The organism is Pseudomonas vlassakiae, from assembly GCF_014269035.2.
Classification (GTDB): domain Bacteria; phylum Pseudomonadota; class Gammaproteobacteria; order Pseudomonadales; family Pseudomonadaceae; genus Aquipseudomonas; species Aquipseudomonas vlassakiae.
The window spans coordinates 92,119-109,625 of sequence record NZ_JABWRP020000015.1 but is presented as its reverse complement, the minus strand read 5'-3'; the positions used below and the strand labels follow the sequence as shown (position 1 = coordinate 109,625).

Annotated in this window: 20 protein-coding genes; 10 read left to right on the top strand and 10 right to left on the bottom strand. The window is 64.4% G+C overall.

All coding sequences use genetic code 11. From position 1 onward, the window contains the following. Window positions 1-13: 13 nt before the first annotated feature. The 7 genes from HU738_RS19160 to HU738_RS19130 all read right to left on the bottom strand — a co-directional run bounded on the left by HU738_RS19160 (window position 14) and on the right by HU738_RS19130 (window position 5,825). Entirely contained in the window at window positions 14-634 is a 621-nt protein-coding gene (locus HU738_RS19160) for a hypothetical protein (protein ID WP_186603113.1), read from the bottom strand. Then, window positions 634-1,332 carry a hypothetical protein gene (locus HU738_RS19155; RefSeq protein WP_186603112.1) on the bottom strand — a complete coding sequence of 233 codons (699 nt, stop codon included), beginning with the start codon at window positions 1,330-1,332 and terminating at the stop codon, window positions 634-636. Before HU738_RS19155 ends, HU738_RS19160 begins: the two co-directional genes overlap by 1 nt. Before the next feature lies 1 nt (window position 1,333). After that, window positions 1,334-2,119, bottom strand: a complete 786-nt coding sequence (gene pstB, locus HU738_RS19150) for a phosphate ABC transporter ATP-binding protein PstB (protein ID WP_189660624.1) — start codon at window positions 2,117-2,119, stop codon at window positions 1,334-1,336. A 49-nt stretch (window positions 2,120-2,168) separates the two neighbouring features. After that, window positions 2,169-3,062 (bottom strand): phosphate ABC transporter permease PstA, encoded by an 894-nt coding sequence (gene pstA / locus HU738_RS19145; protein ID WP_054883789.1) that lies wholly within the window; start codon window positions 3,060-3,062, stop codon window positions 2,169-2,171. Continuing rightward, window positions 3,062-4,027: a phosphate ABC transporter permease subunit PstC gene (pstC, locus tag HU738_RS19140; protein WP_054883790.1), complete on the bottom strand. Its 966-nt coding sequence runs from the start codon at window positions 4,025-4,027 to the stop codon at window positions 3,062-3,064. Before pstC ends, pstA begins: the two co-directional genes overlap by 1 nt. 73 nt (window positions 4,028-4,100) lie before the next feature. Further along, window positions 4,101-5,129, bottom strand: a complete 1,029-nt coding sequence (gene pstS / locus HU738_RS19135) for a phosphate ABC transporter substrate-binding protein PstS (RefSeq protein ID WP_176509336.1) — start codon at window positions 5,127-5,129, stop codon at window positions 4,101-4,103. Between the two features lie 204 nt (window positions 5,130-5,333). Further along, window positions 5,334-5,825 carry a GNAT family N-acetyltransferase gene (locus HU738_RS19130; RefSeq protein WP_186603111.1) on the bottom strand — a complete coding sequence of 164 codons (492 nt, stop codon included), beginning with the start codon at window positions 5,823-5,825 and terminating at the stop codon, window positions 5,334-5,336. Window positions 5,826-5,994: 169 nt separating this feature from the next. On the opposite strand from HU738_RS19130, the gene HU738_RS19125 reads away from it, so the two are divergent. Then, window positions 5,995-6,678 carry a type 1 glutamine amidotransferase domain-containing protein gene (locus HU738_RS19125; protein WP_176509334.1) on the top strand — a complete coding sequence of 228 codons (684 nt, stop codon included), beginning with the start codon at window positions 5,995-5,997 and terminating at the stop codon, window positions 6,676-6,678. 94 nt (window positions 6,679-6,772) lie between these two features. Here the strand turns inward: HU738_RS19125 and arfB are convergent, their stop codons facing one another. Both arfB and HU738_RS19115 read right to left on the bottom strand, forming a co-directional pair. Further along, window positions 6,773-7,186, bottom strand: coding sequence for an alternative ribosome rescue aminoacyl-tRNA hydrolase ArfB (gene arfB / locus HU738_RS19120; protein ID WP_186603110.1), 414 nt, complete (start codon window positions 7,184-7,186; stop codon window positions 6,773-6,775). A 79-nt stretch (window positions 7,187-7,265) separates the two neighbouring features. Next, the gene (locus tag HU738_RS19115; protein ID WP_186603109.1) at window positions 7,266-7,490 is read right to left on the bottom strand and encodes a hypothetical protein; all 225 of its coding nucleotides are present in this window, start codon (window positions 7,488-7,490) and stop codon (window positions 7,266-7,268) included. Window positions 7,491-7,659: 169 nt separating this feature from the next. On the opposite strand from HU738_RS19115, the gene HU738_RS19110 reads away from it, so the two are divergent. The 8 genes from HU738_RS19110 to HU738_RS19075 all read left to right on the top strand — a co-directional run bounded on the left by HU738_RS19110 (window position 7,660) and on the right by HU738_RS19075 (window position 14,981). After that, window positions 7,660-7,809, top strand: coding sequence for a hypothetical protein (locus HU738_RS19110; RefSeq protein WP_156351877.1), 150 nt, complete (start codon window positions 7,660-7,662; stop codon window positions 7,807-7,809). 14 nt (window positions 7,810-7,823) lie between these two features. Continuing rightward, window positions 7,824-9,287 carry an MFS transporter gene (locus HU738_RS19105; protein WP_186603108.1) on the top strand — a complete coding sequence of 488 codons (1,464 nt, stop codon included), beginning with the start codon at window positions 7,824-7,826 and terminating at the stop codon, window positions 9,285-9,287. Between the two features lie 81 nt (window positions 9,288-9,368). Then, window positions 9,369-9,749, top strand: a complete 381-nt coding sequence (locus HU738_RS19100) for a termination factor Rho (protein WP_176509330.1) — start codon at window positions 9,369-9,371, stop codon at window positions 9,747-9,749. Between the two features lie 153 nt (window positions 9,750-9,902). Next, window positions 9,903-11,126, top strand: coding sequence for an SfnB family sulfur acquisition oxidoreductase (locus HU738_RS19095; protein ID WP_186603107.1), 1,224 nt, complete (start codon window positions 9,903-9,905; stop codon window positions 11,124-11,126). A gap of 12 nt (window positions 11,127-11,138) precedes the next feature. Beyond that, entirely contained in the window at window positions 11,139-12,509 is a 1,371-nt protein-coding gene (locus tag HU738_RS19090) for an LLM class flavin-dependent oxidoreductase (RefSeq protein WP_186603106.1), read from the top strand. Continuing rightward, a complete protein-coding gene (locus HU738_RS19085; RefSeq protein ID WP_186603105.1) occupies window positions 12,506-13,171 on the top strand; it encodes a methionine ABC transporter permease in 666 nt (221 codons plus the stop codon). The genes HU738_RS19090 and HU738_RS19085 overlap by 4 nt, the downstream gene beginning before the upstream one ends. A gap of 22 nt (window positions 13,172-13,193) precedes the next feature. Further along, on the top strand, window positions 13,194-13,964 hold the full coding sequence (locus tag HU738_RS19080; RefSeq protein ID WP_176509326.1) for a MetQ/NlpA family ABC transporter substrate-binding protein: 771 nt from the start codon (window positions 13,194-13,196) through the stop codon (window positions 13,962-13,964). A gap of 3 nt (window positions 13,965-13,967) precedes the next feature. Next, the gene (locus HU738_RS19075; RefSeq protein WP_186603104.1) at window positions 13,968-14,981 is read left to right on the top strand and encodes a methionine ABC transporter ATP-binding protein; all 1,014 of its coding nucleotides are present in this window, start codon (window positions 13,968-13,970) and stop codon (window positions 14,979-14,981) included. 53 nt (window positions 14,982-15,034) lie between these two features. Here the strand turns inward: HU738_RS19075 and HU738_RS19070 are convergent, their stop codons facing one another. Beyond that, window positions 15,035-15,568, bottom strand: a complete 534-nt coding sequence (locus HU738_RS19070; protein ID WP_186603103.1) for a cupin domain-containing protein — start codon at window positions 15,566-15,568, stop codon at window positions 15,035-15,037. Window positions 15,569-15,717: 149 nt separating this feature from the next. On the opposite strand from HU738_RS19070, the gene HU738_RS19065 reads away from it, so the two are divergent. Beyond that, on the top strand, window positions 15,718-17,505 hold the full coding sequence (locus tag HU738_RS19065; protein WP_186603102.1) for a thiamine pyrophosphate-requiring protein: 1,788 nt from the start codon (window positions 15,718-15,720) through the stop codon (window positions 17,503-17,505). Window positions 17,506-17,507: the final 2 nt, after the last annotated feature.

The following is a 17,507-nucleotide window of genomic DNA, read 5'->3' as shown; positions in this document are numbered from 1 at the left end:
GCGAAAGAGACGCTCAGGAAGCCAGCGCTTGCTCACGCCGCCGCACCGGTGCCGCAAACCGCTGCGGTTGCTGCCAGGCCAGCTGGGCCTGCACCTGCTCAGCCGCATCCATCACCTTCTGCGCCCAATTGCCGTCTTGCGGGTCGACCACGACCACCCGGAAACCGTGGTCGAAGCCCTCGATCCCGACCCCTTCGGAATCGTCGACGTGCAAGTCGATATCGAACGCCGGCGGGTACTTCGAAGGGGCATTCTCAAGCCGGTGCTGCGCCAGCACATGCTGATGGCGATCACTGTTGACCACGCCGTCGACGTGAATACCGTACAGCATCAGCCAGCGGCGGATATAGGCCGGTGTGCGGCCCGACGAGGTGTAGATCCAGATGCTGCAGCCTTGGCGGCGCAGGTCGCGGATCAACGACCGTGTGCCGCGGCGCAGCGGCTCGCCCAACCAGCGGTGGACGAACGCCGGCAGCTTGCTGTGTTCTTCATCGGCGTGGTGTGGCAGGCAGGCGAGCGTGTCATCGATATCGAAGGATATGCGCATCTGCGGGCGCCTGAATGTGCGCCCGATGGCTTGCCACGCGCGTCGGCCACCGGCCTTGCCTTGCTCCAGCATCGAATACCTTTCCATCATCGGCTCCCCTGGCGGGCCGGCACACCGGTGCCGGGCAGGAAGAACTGTTCGGGTTCAGGCGCCTGCGCTTCGAGGAAGGCGGCGTACTTTTTCTTGATCTTGGGCAATTCGTACAACGCTTTCACACCATGCTTGGCGGAGTTGCGAATGACCGAGGACGGGTTGAAGTAACCCTCGGCGTTGTCCAGCGTCAGCACGAACGGCGGCAGCCCGGCCCGCATCAGCAGATAGCTGACGATGAGCGACCCGGTGCGATTGTTACCTTCGATGAACAATTGCGGCTTGCTGAGGATGCGCACATAGACACCGGCAGCGCGCTTCCAGATCGACTCGCTGCGGTACGCCCAATACCAGTTGTACAGGTCCTTGATGCCACCTTCCACGTTGTTGAAAAAGCGTGCCTCGGTGGCCGCGAGGTGCGGGGCGAACTCGCGGCGGCGCGCCGGGTCGCTGCCGCACAGCACGGTGGCGTTGATCTCCAGCATCAGGTTCAGCTGCTGCAGGTCGAACAGGTCAACGCCCCGTGCGACATAGTCGTCAATCAAGGCATAGCCTTCAAGCACATTCAGCAGCACCTCGTCGGTGAACGGATCACGCGGTTCGGTGAAGTGCTGGCTGAGTTCGCCAAAGCGGGCCTGCACTTCACGCAGTGCGCGCTCTACCGCTGGCAGGTGAAGACGACAGGTCGCATCCATTTCAGCTGAACTTGCCGCTGATGTAGTCACTGGTCAGTTGCTCACGCGGATTCTGGAAGATCTGCGTGGTCGGGCCCATCTCCACCAGGTAACCGGTGCGGGTGCCCTGGGAGATGTCGACCGAGAAGAACGCCGTGGTGTCGGCGACACGGATCGCCTGCTGCATGTTGTGCGTCACCAGGGCGATGGTGTAGTCCTTCTTCAGCTCGACCATCAGCTCTTCCACGCGGCGGGTGGCGATCGGGTCCAGTGCCGAGCAGGGCTCATCGAGCAGCAGTACTTCCGGCTCGGTGGCGATGGCACGGGCGATGCACAGGCGCTGCTGCTGGCCGCCGGACAACGACAGGCCGCTGACCTTGAGCTTGTCCTTGACCTCGTCCCACAGCGCGGCGCCTTGCAGGGCGTGCTTGACGCGGTCGCCGATGTCACCCTTGTAGCGGTTCAGGCGCAGGCCGAAGGCGACGTTGTCGAAGATGCTCATGGAGAACGGGTTCGGCTGCTGGAACACCATGCCGATGTAACGGCGCACCACCACCGGGTCCACGCCCTTGCCATAGACATCCTGGCCAAGGAAGTGTACATGGCCTTCGAAGCGGAAGCCTTTGACCAAGTCATTCATGCGGTTGAGGCTACGCAGCACGGTACTCTTGCCGCAGCCCGACGGGCCGATGAAGCCGGTGATCTGGTTCTTGCGGATCGGTACATGGCTGTCACGCACCGCCATGAAGTTGCCGTAGAAAATCTTGTCCAGCTTGCAGTCCATGACGATTGGCGCTTCGCTGACCATGGGAGCGGCTCTCTGTGCAGTTGATACGTTCACGGTCGAATGCTCCCTTTCAATACTTTGGCTTGCCGAAGATTCGGCTAAGAATGTTGACTACCAGCACGATCATCACCAACACCAGCGAGGCCGCCCAGGCGAGCTCCAGCTGGTTGTCGAACGGCATGCCGGAGAAGTTGTAGATCAGTACGGCAAGCGAGGCCGTGGGGTTCATGACGGCCAGGCTGCCGTCGTGGTAGATCCAGTAGTTGCTGAACAGCGCGGTGAACAGCAGCGGCGCGGTTTCGCCTGCGGCGCGGGCCACGGCCAGCATGACGCCGGTAAGGATGGCCGGCATGCCGGTCGGCAGGACGATCTTCCAGATCACCTGGGCGCGGGTGCAACCCATGCCGTAGGCGGCGTCCTTCATGATCTTGGGCACCATCTTCATGGCTTCTTCAGCGGTCAGCACGACGATCGGCAGCATCAGCACCGCCAGCGCCACACCACCGGCCGGGGCCGAATAGGTACCGGTGGTCATCACCACCAGGGCATAGGCGAATACACCGGCAAGGATCGACGGCAGGCCGGTGAGCATCTTCGCGGCGAAGCGCGAGGCGTTGGCCAGCTTGCTCTCAGGCCCAAGTTCGGCGAGGAAGACCGCCGCCAGGATACCGACCGGTACCGCAATGGCGGCGGCGATGCCGACCATGACGAAGGTACCGGCCAGGGCGTTACCGAACCCCCCGCCCATCTCGAAACCGGTGGGCGGCAGTTCGGTGAACACTTCCAGGCTCAGGCGCGCACCGCCCCGGGTGATCAGCATGTACAGCACGGAAATCAGCGGCACGCTGGCCAACAGGGCCACGCACCAGACCATGCTGGTCAGCACCAGGCTGCGCAGGGCGCGGCCTTCGAAGCGGCGCTGCAGGCTGGGCAAGGCGGTAGTTGCTGCAGAGAGGTCAGTCATTATTTGTTACCCCGCTGGGCGTAGAGCATGATCAGCGACCCGAACACGTTCACCAGCAAGGTGATGAACATCAGGACCAGTGCGGCGTACATCAGTACTTCGATCTCGTTCGGCCCGGCTTCCGGGAAGTTCAGCGCCAGCAAGGCTGCCAGCGTGTTGGCCGGGGCAAACAGGGACAGGGTGATGGTGTTGGCGTTACCCACCAGCATCGCCAGGGCCATGGTTTCGCCCAGTGCACGGCCAAGGCCCAGCACCAGGGAGCCGAAGATGCCGGTGGCGGCCGACGGTACCATGACCTTGAGGATGGCCTCCCAGTGGGTGGTGCCCATGCCGTAGGCAGCCTGCTTGGTCTTCATCGGTACGCTGGTCAGCGCATCCTGGGAAACCGCGGCGATGGTCGGCAGGATCATGATCGCCAGCACCAACGCCGCCGGCAGCAGGCCGGGGCCACTCAGGGAGGTGCCGAAGAACGGGATCCAGCCCAGCTCGCTGTTCAGCCAGGCGGTCAGCGGCCGGATGGCCGGAATCACCACGTAGATGCCCCACAGGCCGTAAACGACGCTGGGGATGGCGGCGAGCAGCTCGACGATGGTGCGAAACACCGCGGCGAGCCTCGCCGGCAAGAAATCCTGGGTAAGGAATATGGCCATGCTGACGCCGAAGAAGCCAGCGATCAACAAGGCGATCAGGGCGCTGTAAAGCGTGCCCCAGATGGCGGGCAGAATGCCGTATTTGCCCTGGTTGACGTCCCACACACTGCCGAACAGCACGTCGAAACCGTGCTTTTCCATGCCTGGAAGTGCTTTGCGTCCTACTTCGTATACCAATGCGAATACCAGCGCGAGAATCAGCACCACACCGATGCGCGCAAGGGCACGGAAGGTGCGATCGACCAGGAAGTCCTTGGTGGACGGCGGCTGGCACGCGGAGTCTGGGTTATCCGGTATGGCAAAAGGTGTGTTCATTTAGCGGGTTCCGGGACTAAGGGCAAACACCCCCGGCACGGCTGTCACACCGCGCCGGGAGCGCCTGAAGGTATTACTGGATGCTTTGCGAGGCTTTGCGCACTTCCTCGACCACCGACGGCGGCAGCGGGATGTAGCCCATCGAGTCGGCGATCTGCTGGCCCTTGGTCAGGCCGTACTCGACCATGTCACGCATGGCCTTGGCCTTTTCCGGGCTGCCGTTGTCCTTGCGGAAGATCATCCAGGTGTAGGACGTGATCGGGTAGGACTTGGCACCTTCCGGGTCTGGCAGGTGAGCGATCAGGTTTTCCGGCATCTTCACTGCAGCCAGCGCTTCGGCACCGCTTTCGGCGTTCGGCACGACGTATTGGCCAGCCTTGTTCTGCAGCGAGGCGAAATCGACCTTGGCCAGCTTGGCGAAGCCGTATTCGATGTAGCCGATGGCGCCCGGGGTCTGGCGAACGGTGGCGGTCACGCCGTCGTTCTTCGGCGACTTGATGAACTTGTCGGTGGCCGGCCAGTTGACGGTGTTGCCTTCGCCCAGGTCTTTCTTGAAGTCGGCATTGATGGCCGACAGGTGCTTGGTGAAGACCGCGTTGGTGCCGCTGGAATCGGCACGCACGACCACGGTGATCGGCATGTCAGGCAGCTTCAGCTCTGGGTTGGCCTTGACGATCTGCGGGTCGTTCCACTGGGTGATCTTGCCGAGGAAGATGTTGGAGTACACATCGCGTGGCAGCTTCAGGCCTTTCGGGTTGCCTGGCAGGTTGTAGGCCAGGACGATTTCACCGGCGGTCATCGGCAGCAGCTGCACGCCTTCGCCGACCTTGGCAATGTCTGCTTCGCTCATGGCCGAGTCGCTGGCGGCGAAGTCGACGGTCTTGTTCAGGAAGTCCTGGACACCTGCGCCGCTGCCCTTGGACTGGTAGTCGACGGTGACGCCAGCAGTGTTCTTGCTGAAGTCCTTGAACCAGGTCAGGTAGATCGGTGCAGGGAAACTGGCACCGGAACCGGTCAGGCGAACGTTGTCTGCGGCAAAGGCCGAAGTGGCGCTGAGCGAGACGGCAACGGCGAGTGCAGCAGACTTCATCAGGCGTATCATGGAAAAAGCGCTCCGTGTGATGGCCGACACACTTTGCAGCAGCTGTGTTACAGCTTTGTGACTGTTGAATGGCAGTGAACCCTTCAATCCCCTCTGGAACGGGGCACACAGTCAGCAGGCTGTCATTGCTTGGTAACCAAATGTGACTCGATACCTTGCCATCAGCTGCCTGCGCTGATCATGAAGCACTGCACCTGGCCGAGGTCAGAGCGCCATGACCATTTCATGCCAGGCCATGCCACCGTGGTCCGAGGGCGAAGGCCGCACATACTGGTAGCCCATCTTGCGGTACAGCTCGACGTGCTGTTCCTTGCACATCAGGTGGATGGTCTGCTTGCCCTGGGCCTGCATGCGGCTGATGAACTCGCGCATGAGCCGCTTGGCGTAGCCCTTGCCCTGGTGGGCCGTGTCCACCACCACCGACATGATCACCACGTTCGGCGCCTGCGGGTCGTGGCCGACCAGTTCCTTGAATGCCTCGTCGGACATCACCACCTCGTGGGCGCAGCCACTGTTGATGAAGCCGACGATGCCGTGGGGGTCCTGGAGCAGCAGGAAGCCTTCGGGGTATTGGCTGATGCGCGTGCGGATCTTCTCCAGCGTGGCCGCTTCGTCGCCCTCGTAGGCACCGATTTCGATCGCGTAGCAGCGCTCGGCGTCAGCGATGACGGGCTGGCGGAATGAGGTGTTGCTCATGGGTAGGCATCCATCAATGAAATGATCGTGCCACTAGGGTAATAGAGCTGAGCGGCAAACCGCGCATTCTTTTCGAGGGCTATGATGGAACGCCTGCTGCGCCCTGCCCTCCCATGATCATGCAGGACGAACGGCGCACTGCCCATTTACCCCTGGAGGACTGGCTCGCATGAAAAAGATCCTGATGGTACTGACCTCGCACGACCAGCTGGGCGACACCGGCAGGAAGACCGGCTTCTGGCTGGAAGAGTTCGCCGCGCCCTATTACGTGTTCGTCGACGCCAATGCCGACGTCACCCTCGCCTCGCCCAAAGGTGGCCAGCCACCGCTGGACCCGAAAAGCGACGAAGCCGATGCCCAGACCGACGCCACCCGGCGCTTCGCCAGCGACACCGAGGGGCAGATGGCCCTGGCCGACACCGTGCCGCTGGGCGAGGTCGACCCTTATCACTTCGATGCGGTGTTCTACCCCGGTGGCCACGGACCGCTGTGGGACCTGGCCGAGGATACCGATTCGAAGACCTTGCTCGAAGCGTTCTATGCCGCCAACAAGCCGATTGCGACGGTATGCCATGCCCCAGGTGTTCTGAAGAACGTGAACACGCCAGACGGCCACCCGGTGGTCAAAGGCAAGCGGGTCACGGGCTTCGCCAACAGTGAGGAAGAGGCCGTCGGGCTGACCCACGTGGTGCCCTTCCTCGTGGAAGACATGCTCAAGGCCAAAGGTGGCGAGTACTCCAAGGCAGCGGACTGGGCAAGCCATGTGGTCGAGGACGGCCATCTGATCACCGGGCAGAACCCTGCCTCATCCGAGGCGGTGGCCAAGGCATTGCTCAAGCGCTTGGCCAGCTGACAGTGCAACGCCCCAGGCGGCCAGGCATGCTGGCTGCTTGGGGCGCAGGCCAGAGTTGGCGAGGCGGTTGATCTGGCTTCAACCTCCAGAGCGCCTAGAACTCCACCTTCCCCCGCCCCGCCTTGACAGTACTGCGCCTGGCTTTTCCTTCCAGCCGTCGGGTCTTCGAGCCGAGGGTCGGCTTGGTAGGCCGGCGTTTCTTCTCGACCTTGCCGGCAGCGACGATCAACTCGGCAAGGCGCGCCAAAGCGTCAGCGCGGTTCTGTTCCTGGGTGCGGTATTGCTGGGCCTTGATGATCAACACGCCATCGCCAGTGATGCGGCTGTCACGCAGCGCCAGCAGTCGCTCCTTGTAGAACGCAGGCAGCGACGAGGCGCGAATGTCGAAGCGCAGGTGCACGGCGCTGGACACCTTGTTGACATTCTGCCCACCCGCGCCTTGCGCGCGGATGTAGGTCAGTTCGATGTCGGCATCTGGCAGATGCACGTTATTGGAAATGGTCAGCATGGCATGGCCCTTGAAATGGCCCTCCATTATCAACGCCTACACCGCTCGCCCAAAGCACAAACCACGCTGCACGTCAGGCTCAGTGCCGGGCTTTCTCATCGACCTCAGCCAAGCGCTTCCTGGTCTCGCGGGTCAGCGCTTCCTGCTCCTTGACCGATGTCGGCGTAATCACCTTGTCCACGGCCTCGGTATCGGGGTCCGGGTTTTCAAGCACCGGGTCCGGCGCCTTCTCGCCGCGCTGCGCCTCCTCAGAAGAAATCGGCCGGGGGACTTTGTCGCCGGTCTTGCCATCGGTGTGCTTCATGAGTTGCTCCTCGTGACAGTGGTGTCTTTTAAGAAGAGCCCTGCGGCACGCAAAAGTTTGATCCATTCGCGCCCGGGCAAACGCCCTGGCAGCCACTGGCGAATCGGATTGAACAGCAACGCCCCTGCGCGCCCTAACGGGAGGTAACCATGCTTTCAGGAGACAGGCCATGATCGACCCCAACCACCCTGACCCGTATGTCGACGAGGTGCCGCACAATCCAGGCGAGCCCGTACCCAAGCCGCGACCCGAACCGCAACAGGAGGCGCCAGACTGGCCTGAGGGGCAGGTGCCGCCAGAAGAGCAATCGGACGGCTGAGTGACGGCATTGCAGTGACGAGCCAAGCCTTGCAGGAGCGCGGTGCTGCCCCCGTGTACAGCACCGACATCCCCGCCCGCCTCGACCGCCTGCCGTGGACGCGCTTTCATACCTTGCTGGTGCTGGCGCTGGGCATCACCTGGCTGCTTGATGGCCTGGAAGTCACCCTGGCGGGCTCGGTGGCGGGCGCGCTCAAGGACAGCCCTGCGCTGCACCTGAGCAACACCGACATCGGCCTGGCAGGCGCCACGTACATCGCCGGCGCGGTCATCGGTGCGCTGTTCTTCGGCTGGCTGACCGACCGCCTGGGGCGGCGCAGGCTGTTCTTCATCACCTTGTTCCTGTACATCGGCGCCACGGCAGCCACGGCGTTGTCTTGGAGCCTGTGGAGCTTCCTGCTGTTCCGCTTTCTCACCGGTGCCGGTATCGGCGGCGAGTACACGGCCATCAACTCGACCATCCAGGAATTCACCCCGGCGCGCTACCGCGGCTGGGTCGACCTGACCATCAACGGCACTTTCTGGATCGGCGCAGCGCTCGGCGCGGCCGGTGCGGTGTTGCTGCTCGACCCGGCGATTGCCGGTGGTGACCTGGGTTGGCGCCTGTGTTTCGGCATCGGCGCAGTGCTGGGCATGCTGATCATGCTGATGCGCCTGTGGGTCCCGGAAAGCCCGCGCTGGCTGATGATCCACAACCAGCCGCAACACGCCGAGCGCATCGTCGCCGACATCGAACGGCATTACCACGATCGCGGGATCGCGATCCCACCGCTTCAAGACCCTCCGCTGAAACTGCGCGCGCGCGACCATACGCCTTTGCGCGAGGTGTTCCAGAGCTTGTTCGTCGAGCATCGGCGTCGTGCCCTGGTAGGCCTGACCTTGCTCAGCGCACAAGCATTCCTCTACAACGCGATCTTCTTCACCTATGCGCTGGTGCTGACCGACTTCTACCAGGTGCCGACGGCCAAGGTGGGCTGGTACATCCTGCCGTTCGCGCTGGGCAACTTCTGCGGCCCGCTGTTGCTGGGCAGGCTGTTCGACGTGGTCGGCAGGCGCATCATGATCAGTTCGACCTATCTGGTCTCGGGGGTGCTGCTGGCCATCAGCGGCTACCTGTTCCAGCGAGAGCTGCTCGACGTGACCCAGCAGACCCTGGCCTGGATGGTGATTTTCTTCTTCGCTTCGGCGGCGGCCAGTTCCGCCTACCTCACCGTGGCGGAAACCTTCCCGCTGGAAATCCGTGCCCTGGCCATTGCGGTGTTCTATGCCTTCGGCACCGGCCTGGGAGGCCTGGTCGGGCCGACCCTGTTCGGCGCGCTGATCGAAACCGGTGAACGCGCCTACGTGCTGTACGGCTACCTGATCGGCGCGGCGCTGATGATCATTGCCGCGCTGACCCAGGCGCTGTGGGGCGTGGCGGCCGAGCGGTGTTCGCTCGAACAGGTGGCCAGGCCGCTGTCGCAGATGAGCGAACCCTGAGCGCACCGTCCGTCCATTCAATGGCACTCCGGGCGCCCCAGGCCTTCAACCCTTCAGGTACACCACGCAGGAGTGAATGCCATGCCACGCGGCGACAAGGACAAATACACCGACAAGCAGAAGCGCAAGGCCGAGCATATCGAAGAGAGCTACGAGCACAAGGGCGTGTCGAAGGATGAAGCCGAGGCGCGCGCCTGGGCCACCGTCAACAAGCAGTCCGGGGGCGGCGAGAAGTCAGGCGGTTCAGGCAGCAAGACCTCCGCCGGCGAGAAGAAGACGGCCCGTTCGGACTCGGCCAGGCGTGCAGCGAAGTCACGCGAAGGGCACGCCCGCTCATCCGGCAGCTCGCTGGAAAGCCAGACCAAGGCAAGCCTGCTCAAGGAGGCGCGCAGCAAGGACATCAAAGGTCGCTCGACCATGACCAAGGCCGAACTGGTGGCAGCCCTGCGCAAAAGCGCCTGACACTGTTGCACAGGCAACAGCCGGCCAACAGTTGGCGGCGATCCACACACGGACGCTCGCCCCCGGCTGGCTGCAAGGCCCTGGTTTGCGGCACTTCCGGGGCTGGCACAACAGCTGCAATGTGAAGTCGTCCGACTACACATCGAGTTGTCCATGCCTAGCGAAATCCTCTCTGCAGCCTACGAAATCCGCCGCCCTGCAGCCCACATCATCAAAGACGACGGCGAGGCGATCGCCGTCGCCCACCAAGTCGCTGCACTGTTGCGCGAAGGCGCGGCCGAACGCGATCGACAGCGGCATGTACCGGCAGACATTGTCGACGCCTTCTCCAACAGCGGGCTGTGGGGCATCACCGTGCCACGGGCCCATGGCGGTGCCGAGGTCTCGTACGCCACGCTCGCGCGCGTCATCGCCATCGTCTCGGCCGCCGACCCCTCGTTGGGGCAGATTCCGCAGAATCACTACTGCCTGCTCGAAGACATCCGCCTGCAAGGCACCGCCGAACAACAGCGCCACTTCTTCGGCCTGGTGCTGCAGGGCCATCGCTTTGCCAATGCCTTGTCGGAAACCGGCGGCAAGACCGTCCAGGACATCCGTACACGCCTGGTGGCCGAAGGCGACGGCTTTCGCATCGATGGGCGCAAAGGCTACTGCACCGGCTCGTTGTATGCCCACTGGATCGGGGTACTGGCGCTGGATGAGCAGGACCGTGCGCAATTGGCATTCGTCGAACGCGGCACGCCTGGCCTGGTGATCGTCGACGACTGGAGCAGTATCGGCCAGCGCACCACCTCCAGCGGTACCGTGCTGCTCGATGGCCTGCGGGTACCGGCGTTCAACCTGTTCCCCAGCTACCGCTCCTACGAGAGCCCGACCCTGGCCGGCCCCTTCGCCCAGCTGACCACCGCCGCCATCGATGCCGGCATCGGCCGTGCGGCGCTGGACGACACCATCGCCTTCGTGCGCCAGCACGCCCGCCCGTGGATCGACGCCAAGGTCGAAAAGGCCAGCGAAGACCCGCTGACCATCATCCAGGTCGGCTCACTGGAAATCCGCCAGGAAGCGGCCGAGGCGCTGCTGGAGCGCGCCGGCCTGGCGCTGGACGCGGCCAGACCGGCACCGGATGAAGACAACGTGGCCCTGGCCTCGGTGGCCGTGGCCAAGGCCAAGGTGCTCACCACCGAGGTGGCCATCGAGGCCAGCAACCGCCTGTTCGAACTGGGCGGCACGCGCTCGTCGCTGACGCAGCACAACTTCGACCGCCACTGGCGCAACGCCCGGGTGCATACCCTGCACGACCCGGTGCGCTGGAAATATCACCTGGTCGGCAACTGGGCCTTGAACGGCGTCAAGCCTGCCCGCCATGACTGGAACTGAGGCCGCGCGACCATGACCAAGCAGATCCGCCTCAATGCCTTTGCCATGAACACCGTCGGCCATCTTTCGCCAGGGCTCTGGCGCCACCCGCGGGACCAGGCCACCCGCTATACCGACATCCACTATTGGGTTGAGCTTGCCAAGACCCTGGAGCGGGGCTGCATCGACGGGTTGTTCATCGCCGACGTGCTGGGCGTCTATGACGTGTATGGCGGCAATGCCGACGCGGCCTTGCGCAGCGCTGCCCAAGTACCGGTCAACGACCCGTTGCAGCTGGTACCGGCCATGGCCGCTGCCACCCGCCACCTGGGTTTCGGCGTGACCGCATCGGTGTCGTTCGAGCACCCCTACCCGTTCGCCCGGCGCATGAGCACCCTCGATCACCTGACCCAGGGGCGCGCCGGCTGGAACATCGTCACCTCTTACCTGGCCAGCGGCGCACGCAACCTGGGGCAACCGCCACTCAGCCACGATCAGCGTTATGCACTGGCCGAGGAATACCTGCAGGTCTGCTACAAGCTCTGGGAAACCAGCTGGGAAGACGATGCGGTCCAGGCCGACCGGGCGACCGGGGTGTATGCCGACCCGCGCAAGGTCCACGGCATCGACCACCAGGGCACCTGGTTCAAGGTGCCGGGTTTTCACTTGAGCGAGCCCTCGCCGCAACGCTCGCCGGTGATCTACCAGGCCGGCGCCTCGAGCCGCGGCCGAGCCTTCGCCGCCGCCCATGCCGAGTGCGTGTTCGTCGCCGCCCCCAGCAAGGCGGTGCTGCGCAAGCAGGTGGCCGAACTGCGGGCGGCAGTGGCTGCCGCCGGCCGCGCGGCCGATGAGGTACAGATCCTCGAACAACTGACGGTCATCGTCGCGCCGACCGACCAGCAGGCGCTGGCCCTGCTCGACGAGTATCGCCAGTACGCCAGCGCCAGCGGCGCCTTGACGCTGATGGCCGGCTGGACCGGTATCGACTTCGCCGAATACGCCCCCGACCAGGTGCTGCGCGACGTGCCCAGCGACGCCATCCAGTCCGCCGTGGAGGCCTTCACCCGCGCCGACCCGACACGCACCTGGACCACCGCCGAAATTGCCGAATATTGCGCCATCGGTGGCGACGGCCCGGTGCTGGTAGGCTCGGCACAGACCGTGGCCGATCAATTGCAGGAATGGGTGGAGGAAACCGGCGTCGATGGCTTCAACCTGGCCAGCGTGGTCGCGCCGGAAACCTTTGCAGCGGTGGTCGACCTGCTGGTGCCGGAGCTGCAGGCCCGCGGGTTGTTCAAGCGTGCCTACCCACCTGGCACGTTGCGCAACAAGCTGTTCGGCCGCGGTGACCGCCTGGGCGGATCGCACCCGGTCGCCGCGCTGCGCCGTGAGGCTCGCCGATGAACGAACTGCTGAGCAACCTCGATTGGGGTGAAATCGCCCAGGCCTGCCTCGACACCCTGAGCATGCTGGGCGCGGCACTGGGCTTCACGGTGCTGTTCGGCCTGCCCCTGGGGGTATTGCTGTACCTCACCGGGCAACGCCAACTGCTCGCCAACGGGCCGCTCTACCGCAGCCTCTCCGTGGTGGTCAACGTGCTGCGTTCGCTGCCGTTCATCATCCTGCTGATCGTGCTGATCCCGTTGACCACGCTGCTGACCGGCACCTCCCTCGGGGTCAAGGGCACCATCCCGCCGCTGGTGGTCGGTTGCACGCCGTTCTTCGCCCGCCTGGTGGAAACCGCCCTGCGCGAAGTCGACCGCGGCCTGGTAGAGGCCAGCCAGGCCATGGGCGGCAGCATCGCCCAGATCATCCGCTACACCCTGCTGCCCGAAGCGCGCACCGGGCTGATCGCGGCCGTCACGGTCACCGCCATCGTGCTGGTCGACTACACCGCCATGGCCGGCGTGATCGGCGGCGGCGGCCTCGGCGACCTGGCGATCCGCTTCGGCTACCAGCGCTTCCAGACCGATGTGATGGTGGTCACCGTGCTGCTGCTGATCCTGCTGGTGCAGGTGTTGCAGATGAGCGGTGACCGCCTGGTAAGACATTTCACCCGACGCTGAATCCCTTCAAGGTATCCCCATCATGAGAAAGACCCTCACTGCCCTCGCCGCCTTCATCGCCTTCAGCGCACAGGCCGCCGAACATCTGGTGGTCGGCGCCACGCCGGTGCCCCACGCCGAGATCCTCGAATTCGTCAAGCCAGCCCTGGCCAAGGAGGGCGTGGACCTTGACATCAAGGTGTTCAACGACTTCATCCAGCCCAACCTGCAACTGGCGCAAAAGCACCTGGATGCCAACTACTACCAGTACCGGCCGTTCCTCAACGACTTCAACCAGACCCGGCATACCGACCTGGTCCCGGTGGTCGGTGTGCACATCGAGCCGTTCGGCGCCTACTCGGCCAAGTACAAGACTTTGGCCGAGCTGCCCGATGGCGCTAGCGTGGCCATCCCCAACGACCCGGTGAACACCGGCCGCGCCCTGGTGCTGCTGGCCGAGGCCGGATTGCTCAAGCTCAAGGACCCGGCCAACCCGCAATCCACCCAGCGTGACATCACCGACAACCCGCGCCATCTGAAGATCCGCGAACTGGAAGGCGCCATGCTGGCCCGTTCGGTCAAGCAGGTGGACCTGGCCTTCGTTTTCGCCAACTACGCACTGGAGGCGGGTATCGACACCAACAGCGCGCTGATCGTCGAGAAAGGCAAGGACCTGTATGTCGAGTACCTGGTCGCCCGCCCCGACAACCTGCAGGACCCCGGTATCCAGAAACTGGCCAAGGCACTCAACTCGCCCGAAGTGCGCAATTTCATCCTGACCCGCTACAAGGGCCAGATCGCCCCGGGGTTCTGAGCCATGAGCCGCTTTCAGCAGCAGCTCCAGCCAGCCCTGGCCCACGTACAGCTGCAGGGCATCCACAAGCGCTACGGCGGGGTCAGCGCGCTGGATGCCATCGACCTGGAGATACGCCGCGGCGAGGTGTTCGGCATCATCGGCCGCAGTGGCGCAGGCAAGTCCTCGCTGCTGCGCCTGCTCAATCGCCTGGAGGCGCCCAGCGCTGGCCAGGTGCTGATCGACGGCCAGGACATTGCCGGCCTGCAGGGCAAGCCCCTGCAGAGCCTGCGGCGCAAGGTGGCGATGATCTTCCAGCACTTCAACCTGCTGGCCAACAGCAGCGTCTGGGAGAATGTCGAGCTGCCGCTGCGCATGGCCGGTGTGCCTCACGCGCAGCGCGCCGCCCGGGTGCGGGAATTGTTGCAGCTGGTGGGCCTGGCAGAACGCGCCGGGACCTACCCGGCGCAACTGTCAGGCGGCCAGAAGCAGCGCGTCGGCATTGCCCGGGCGCTGGTGTTGCAACCGCAGATCCTGCTGTGCGACGAGGCCACCTCGGCACTCGACCCGCAAAGTACCGAGTCGGTGCTTGAGCTGTTGCGCGACATCAACCAGCGGCTGGGCCTGACCATCGTCCTGATCACCCACGAAATGCAGGTGATACGTGACCTGTGCGACCGCGTGGCAGTGCTGGAACAAGGCCGTATCGTCGAGGCCGGCGAGGTGTGGCAAGTGTTTGGCAATCCCCAACACCCTGTCAGCCGCATCCTCCTGAGCGACGCCGCCCTGCCGCGCCAGGCCAGCCACCCCGGTCAGCGTTATATCGACCTGCACTACACCGGAAACCAGCACTTGCAGCCTGACCTGCCGGCTATCAGCGCAGCACTGGGCGAAGGTGTGAACCTGCATTCGGCTTCCATCGAGCCTATTCAAGGCCGCTACCTCGGGCGCTTGCGCCTGGCGATAAGCAACGCGACCCCGGCCGACGTGCTGATGCAACGGGCCAGCCGGCTGGCCGACCGGGTCGAGTGGGTTTGACAGCCCAGGGCCACAGCGTCCAGGCCGCGCAGGCTACAGGGCCATGCGCGCCCTCAGTCGTTCGAGGTTCGGTTATGCCAGTGGGTCATCTGCATGCCGGTGGCCGGATCCTGCGCGGGGACGGGGACGGCAGCGATGCGCGCCAACGCCTGTTGGTGCCTTGCCCGATCGGGACGCTGGATGTCGTACTGCTCCTGCCCGTGCGGATAGGCGCCGACCACCAGAAAGTCATCGCTGGCTTCTACGCAGCGATGACCGGTACCCGCCGGCAACACCAGCACATCCCCCACTTTGACACTCAGCGTCTGCCCCGCTTCGCCGCCAAGGGTGACCTGGGCATGCCCCCTGGCGACGCCCAGGGCCTCGTGGGCGTTGGGGTGAAAATGGTGGTAGTCGAAGATGCCGGCACGCCATAGCGGTGCCCACTGGTGGGCCGAGAACAGCGCCTCGAACGCACTGGCATTGTCCTCTGCAGGGGCAAGCTGAAACCGGTACAGCAGTACCGGAAGTCGGTTGTTGGGTGTGGCCCCGTCATCGTCGAAAAGCAGGGTCTGCAAGTTGCCGCTGGTGGTGTCGATAGCGCTCATCTGCATGGGTCCTGATCAGTGGGTCGATGTGCCTGGGAAGCCTGCGAGGACGACGAGGTTCCGGTCAGCCGACAGACGTGAACACGGGTGAAACTTTCCCGAAGCCGGCCAAGTCCAGACCCCTATCGAGCACATTCTGGGAGAAGACGATGACTGGCACGGTAGGCGACTTTCTGGTGGAGCGCTTGTATCAATGGGGCGTGCGGCGCATCTTTGGCTACCCTGGCGATGGCATCAATGGCGTGTTCGGCGCCCTGAACCGGGCCAAGGGCAAGATCGAGTTCATCCAGGCCCGCCACGAAGAAATGGCCGCGTTCATGGCCAGCGCCCACGCCAAGTTCACCGGCGAACTGGGCGTGTGCATCGCCACCTCCGGCCCCGGCGCCTCGCACCTGCTCACCGGCCTGTACGATGCACGCATGGACCACCAACCGGTGCTGGCCATCGTCGGTCAGCAGGCGCGCGCCGCGCTTGGCGGGCACTACCAGCAAGAGCTCGACCTGCTGTCGATGTTCAAGGACGTGGCCGGTGCCTTCGTCCAGCAAGCGTCCACGCCGGAACAGGTCCGCCACCTGCTCGACCGCGCGGTGCGCACCGCGGTCGGTGAGCGCCGGGTCACCGCCATCATCCTGCCCAACGATCTGCAGGACCTGCCCTACAACGAGCCGCCCAAAGCCCATGGCACGGTGCATTCCGGCATCGGCTACAGCAAGCCCAAGGTAGTCCCCTTCGACGAGGACCTGCAGCGCGCCGCCGACGTGCTCAACGCTGGGCGCAAGGTGGCGATACTGGTTGGGGCCGGCGCGCTGCAGGCCACCGAGCAGGTCATTGCGGCCGCGGAAAAGCTCGGCGCAGGCGTGGCCAAGGCGCTGCTGGGCAAGGCTGTGCTGCCCGACGACCTGCCGTGGGTCACCGGTTCCATCGGCCTGCTCGGCACCGAACCCAGCTACCGGCTGATGAGCGAGTGCGACACCCTGCTGATGATCGGCTCGGGCTTCCCGTATTCCGAATTCCTGCCCAATGAAGGCCAGGCCCGTGGCGTGCAGATCGACCTGCAACCCGACATGCTCAGCCTGCGCTACCCGATGGAGGTGAACCTGGTCGGCGACGCCGCGCAAACCCTGCACGCGCTGCTGCCACTGCTGGAGCACAAGGCGGACCGGCGCTGGCGTGAAAAGGTCGAAAGCTGGCGGGCGCACTGGGACAAGACCCTGGAAAAACGCGCGCTGGTCAAAGCCGAGCCGATCAACCCGCAACGCGTGGTGCACGAGCTTTCCCCACGCCTGCCCGACAACGCCATCATCACCAGCGATTCCGGCTCCTGCGCCAACTGGTTCGCCCGCGACCTGCAAATCCGCCAGGGCATGCAGTGCTCGTTGTCCGGCGGCCTGGCCAGCATGGGCGCGGCCGTGCCCTACGCGATCGCCGCCAAGTTCGCTCAGCCAGAGCGTGCCGTGGTCGCCCTGGTCGGTGATGGCGCCATGCAGATGAGCAACCTGGCCGAGCTGATCACCGTGGCCAAGTACTGGCAGCAGTGGGGCAACCCGCAATGGATCTGCGCCGTGTTCAACAACGAAGACCTCAACCAGGTCACCTGGGAGCAGCGGGTGATGGAAGGCGACCCGAAGTTCGAGGCGTCGCAATCGATACCCGATGTGCCCTACCACCTGTTCGCCATCTCCATCGGCCTGCAAGGCATCTACGTCGAGCGCGAAGAAGACATCGCCGGCGCCTGGGAGCGGGCCCTGGCCGCCGACCGGCCGGTATTGATCGAGTTCAAGACCGACCCCGACGTGCCGCCCCTGCCGCCGCATATCAAGCTGGAACAAGCGAAGAAGTTCGCCAGCACCCTGCTGCAAGGCGACCCGGACCAGGCCGGCGTCATCGTGCAGACGGCCAAACAAGTGCTCAGCTCGGTATTGCCGGGCAAGAAATGACC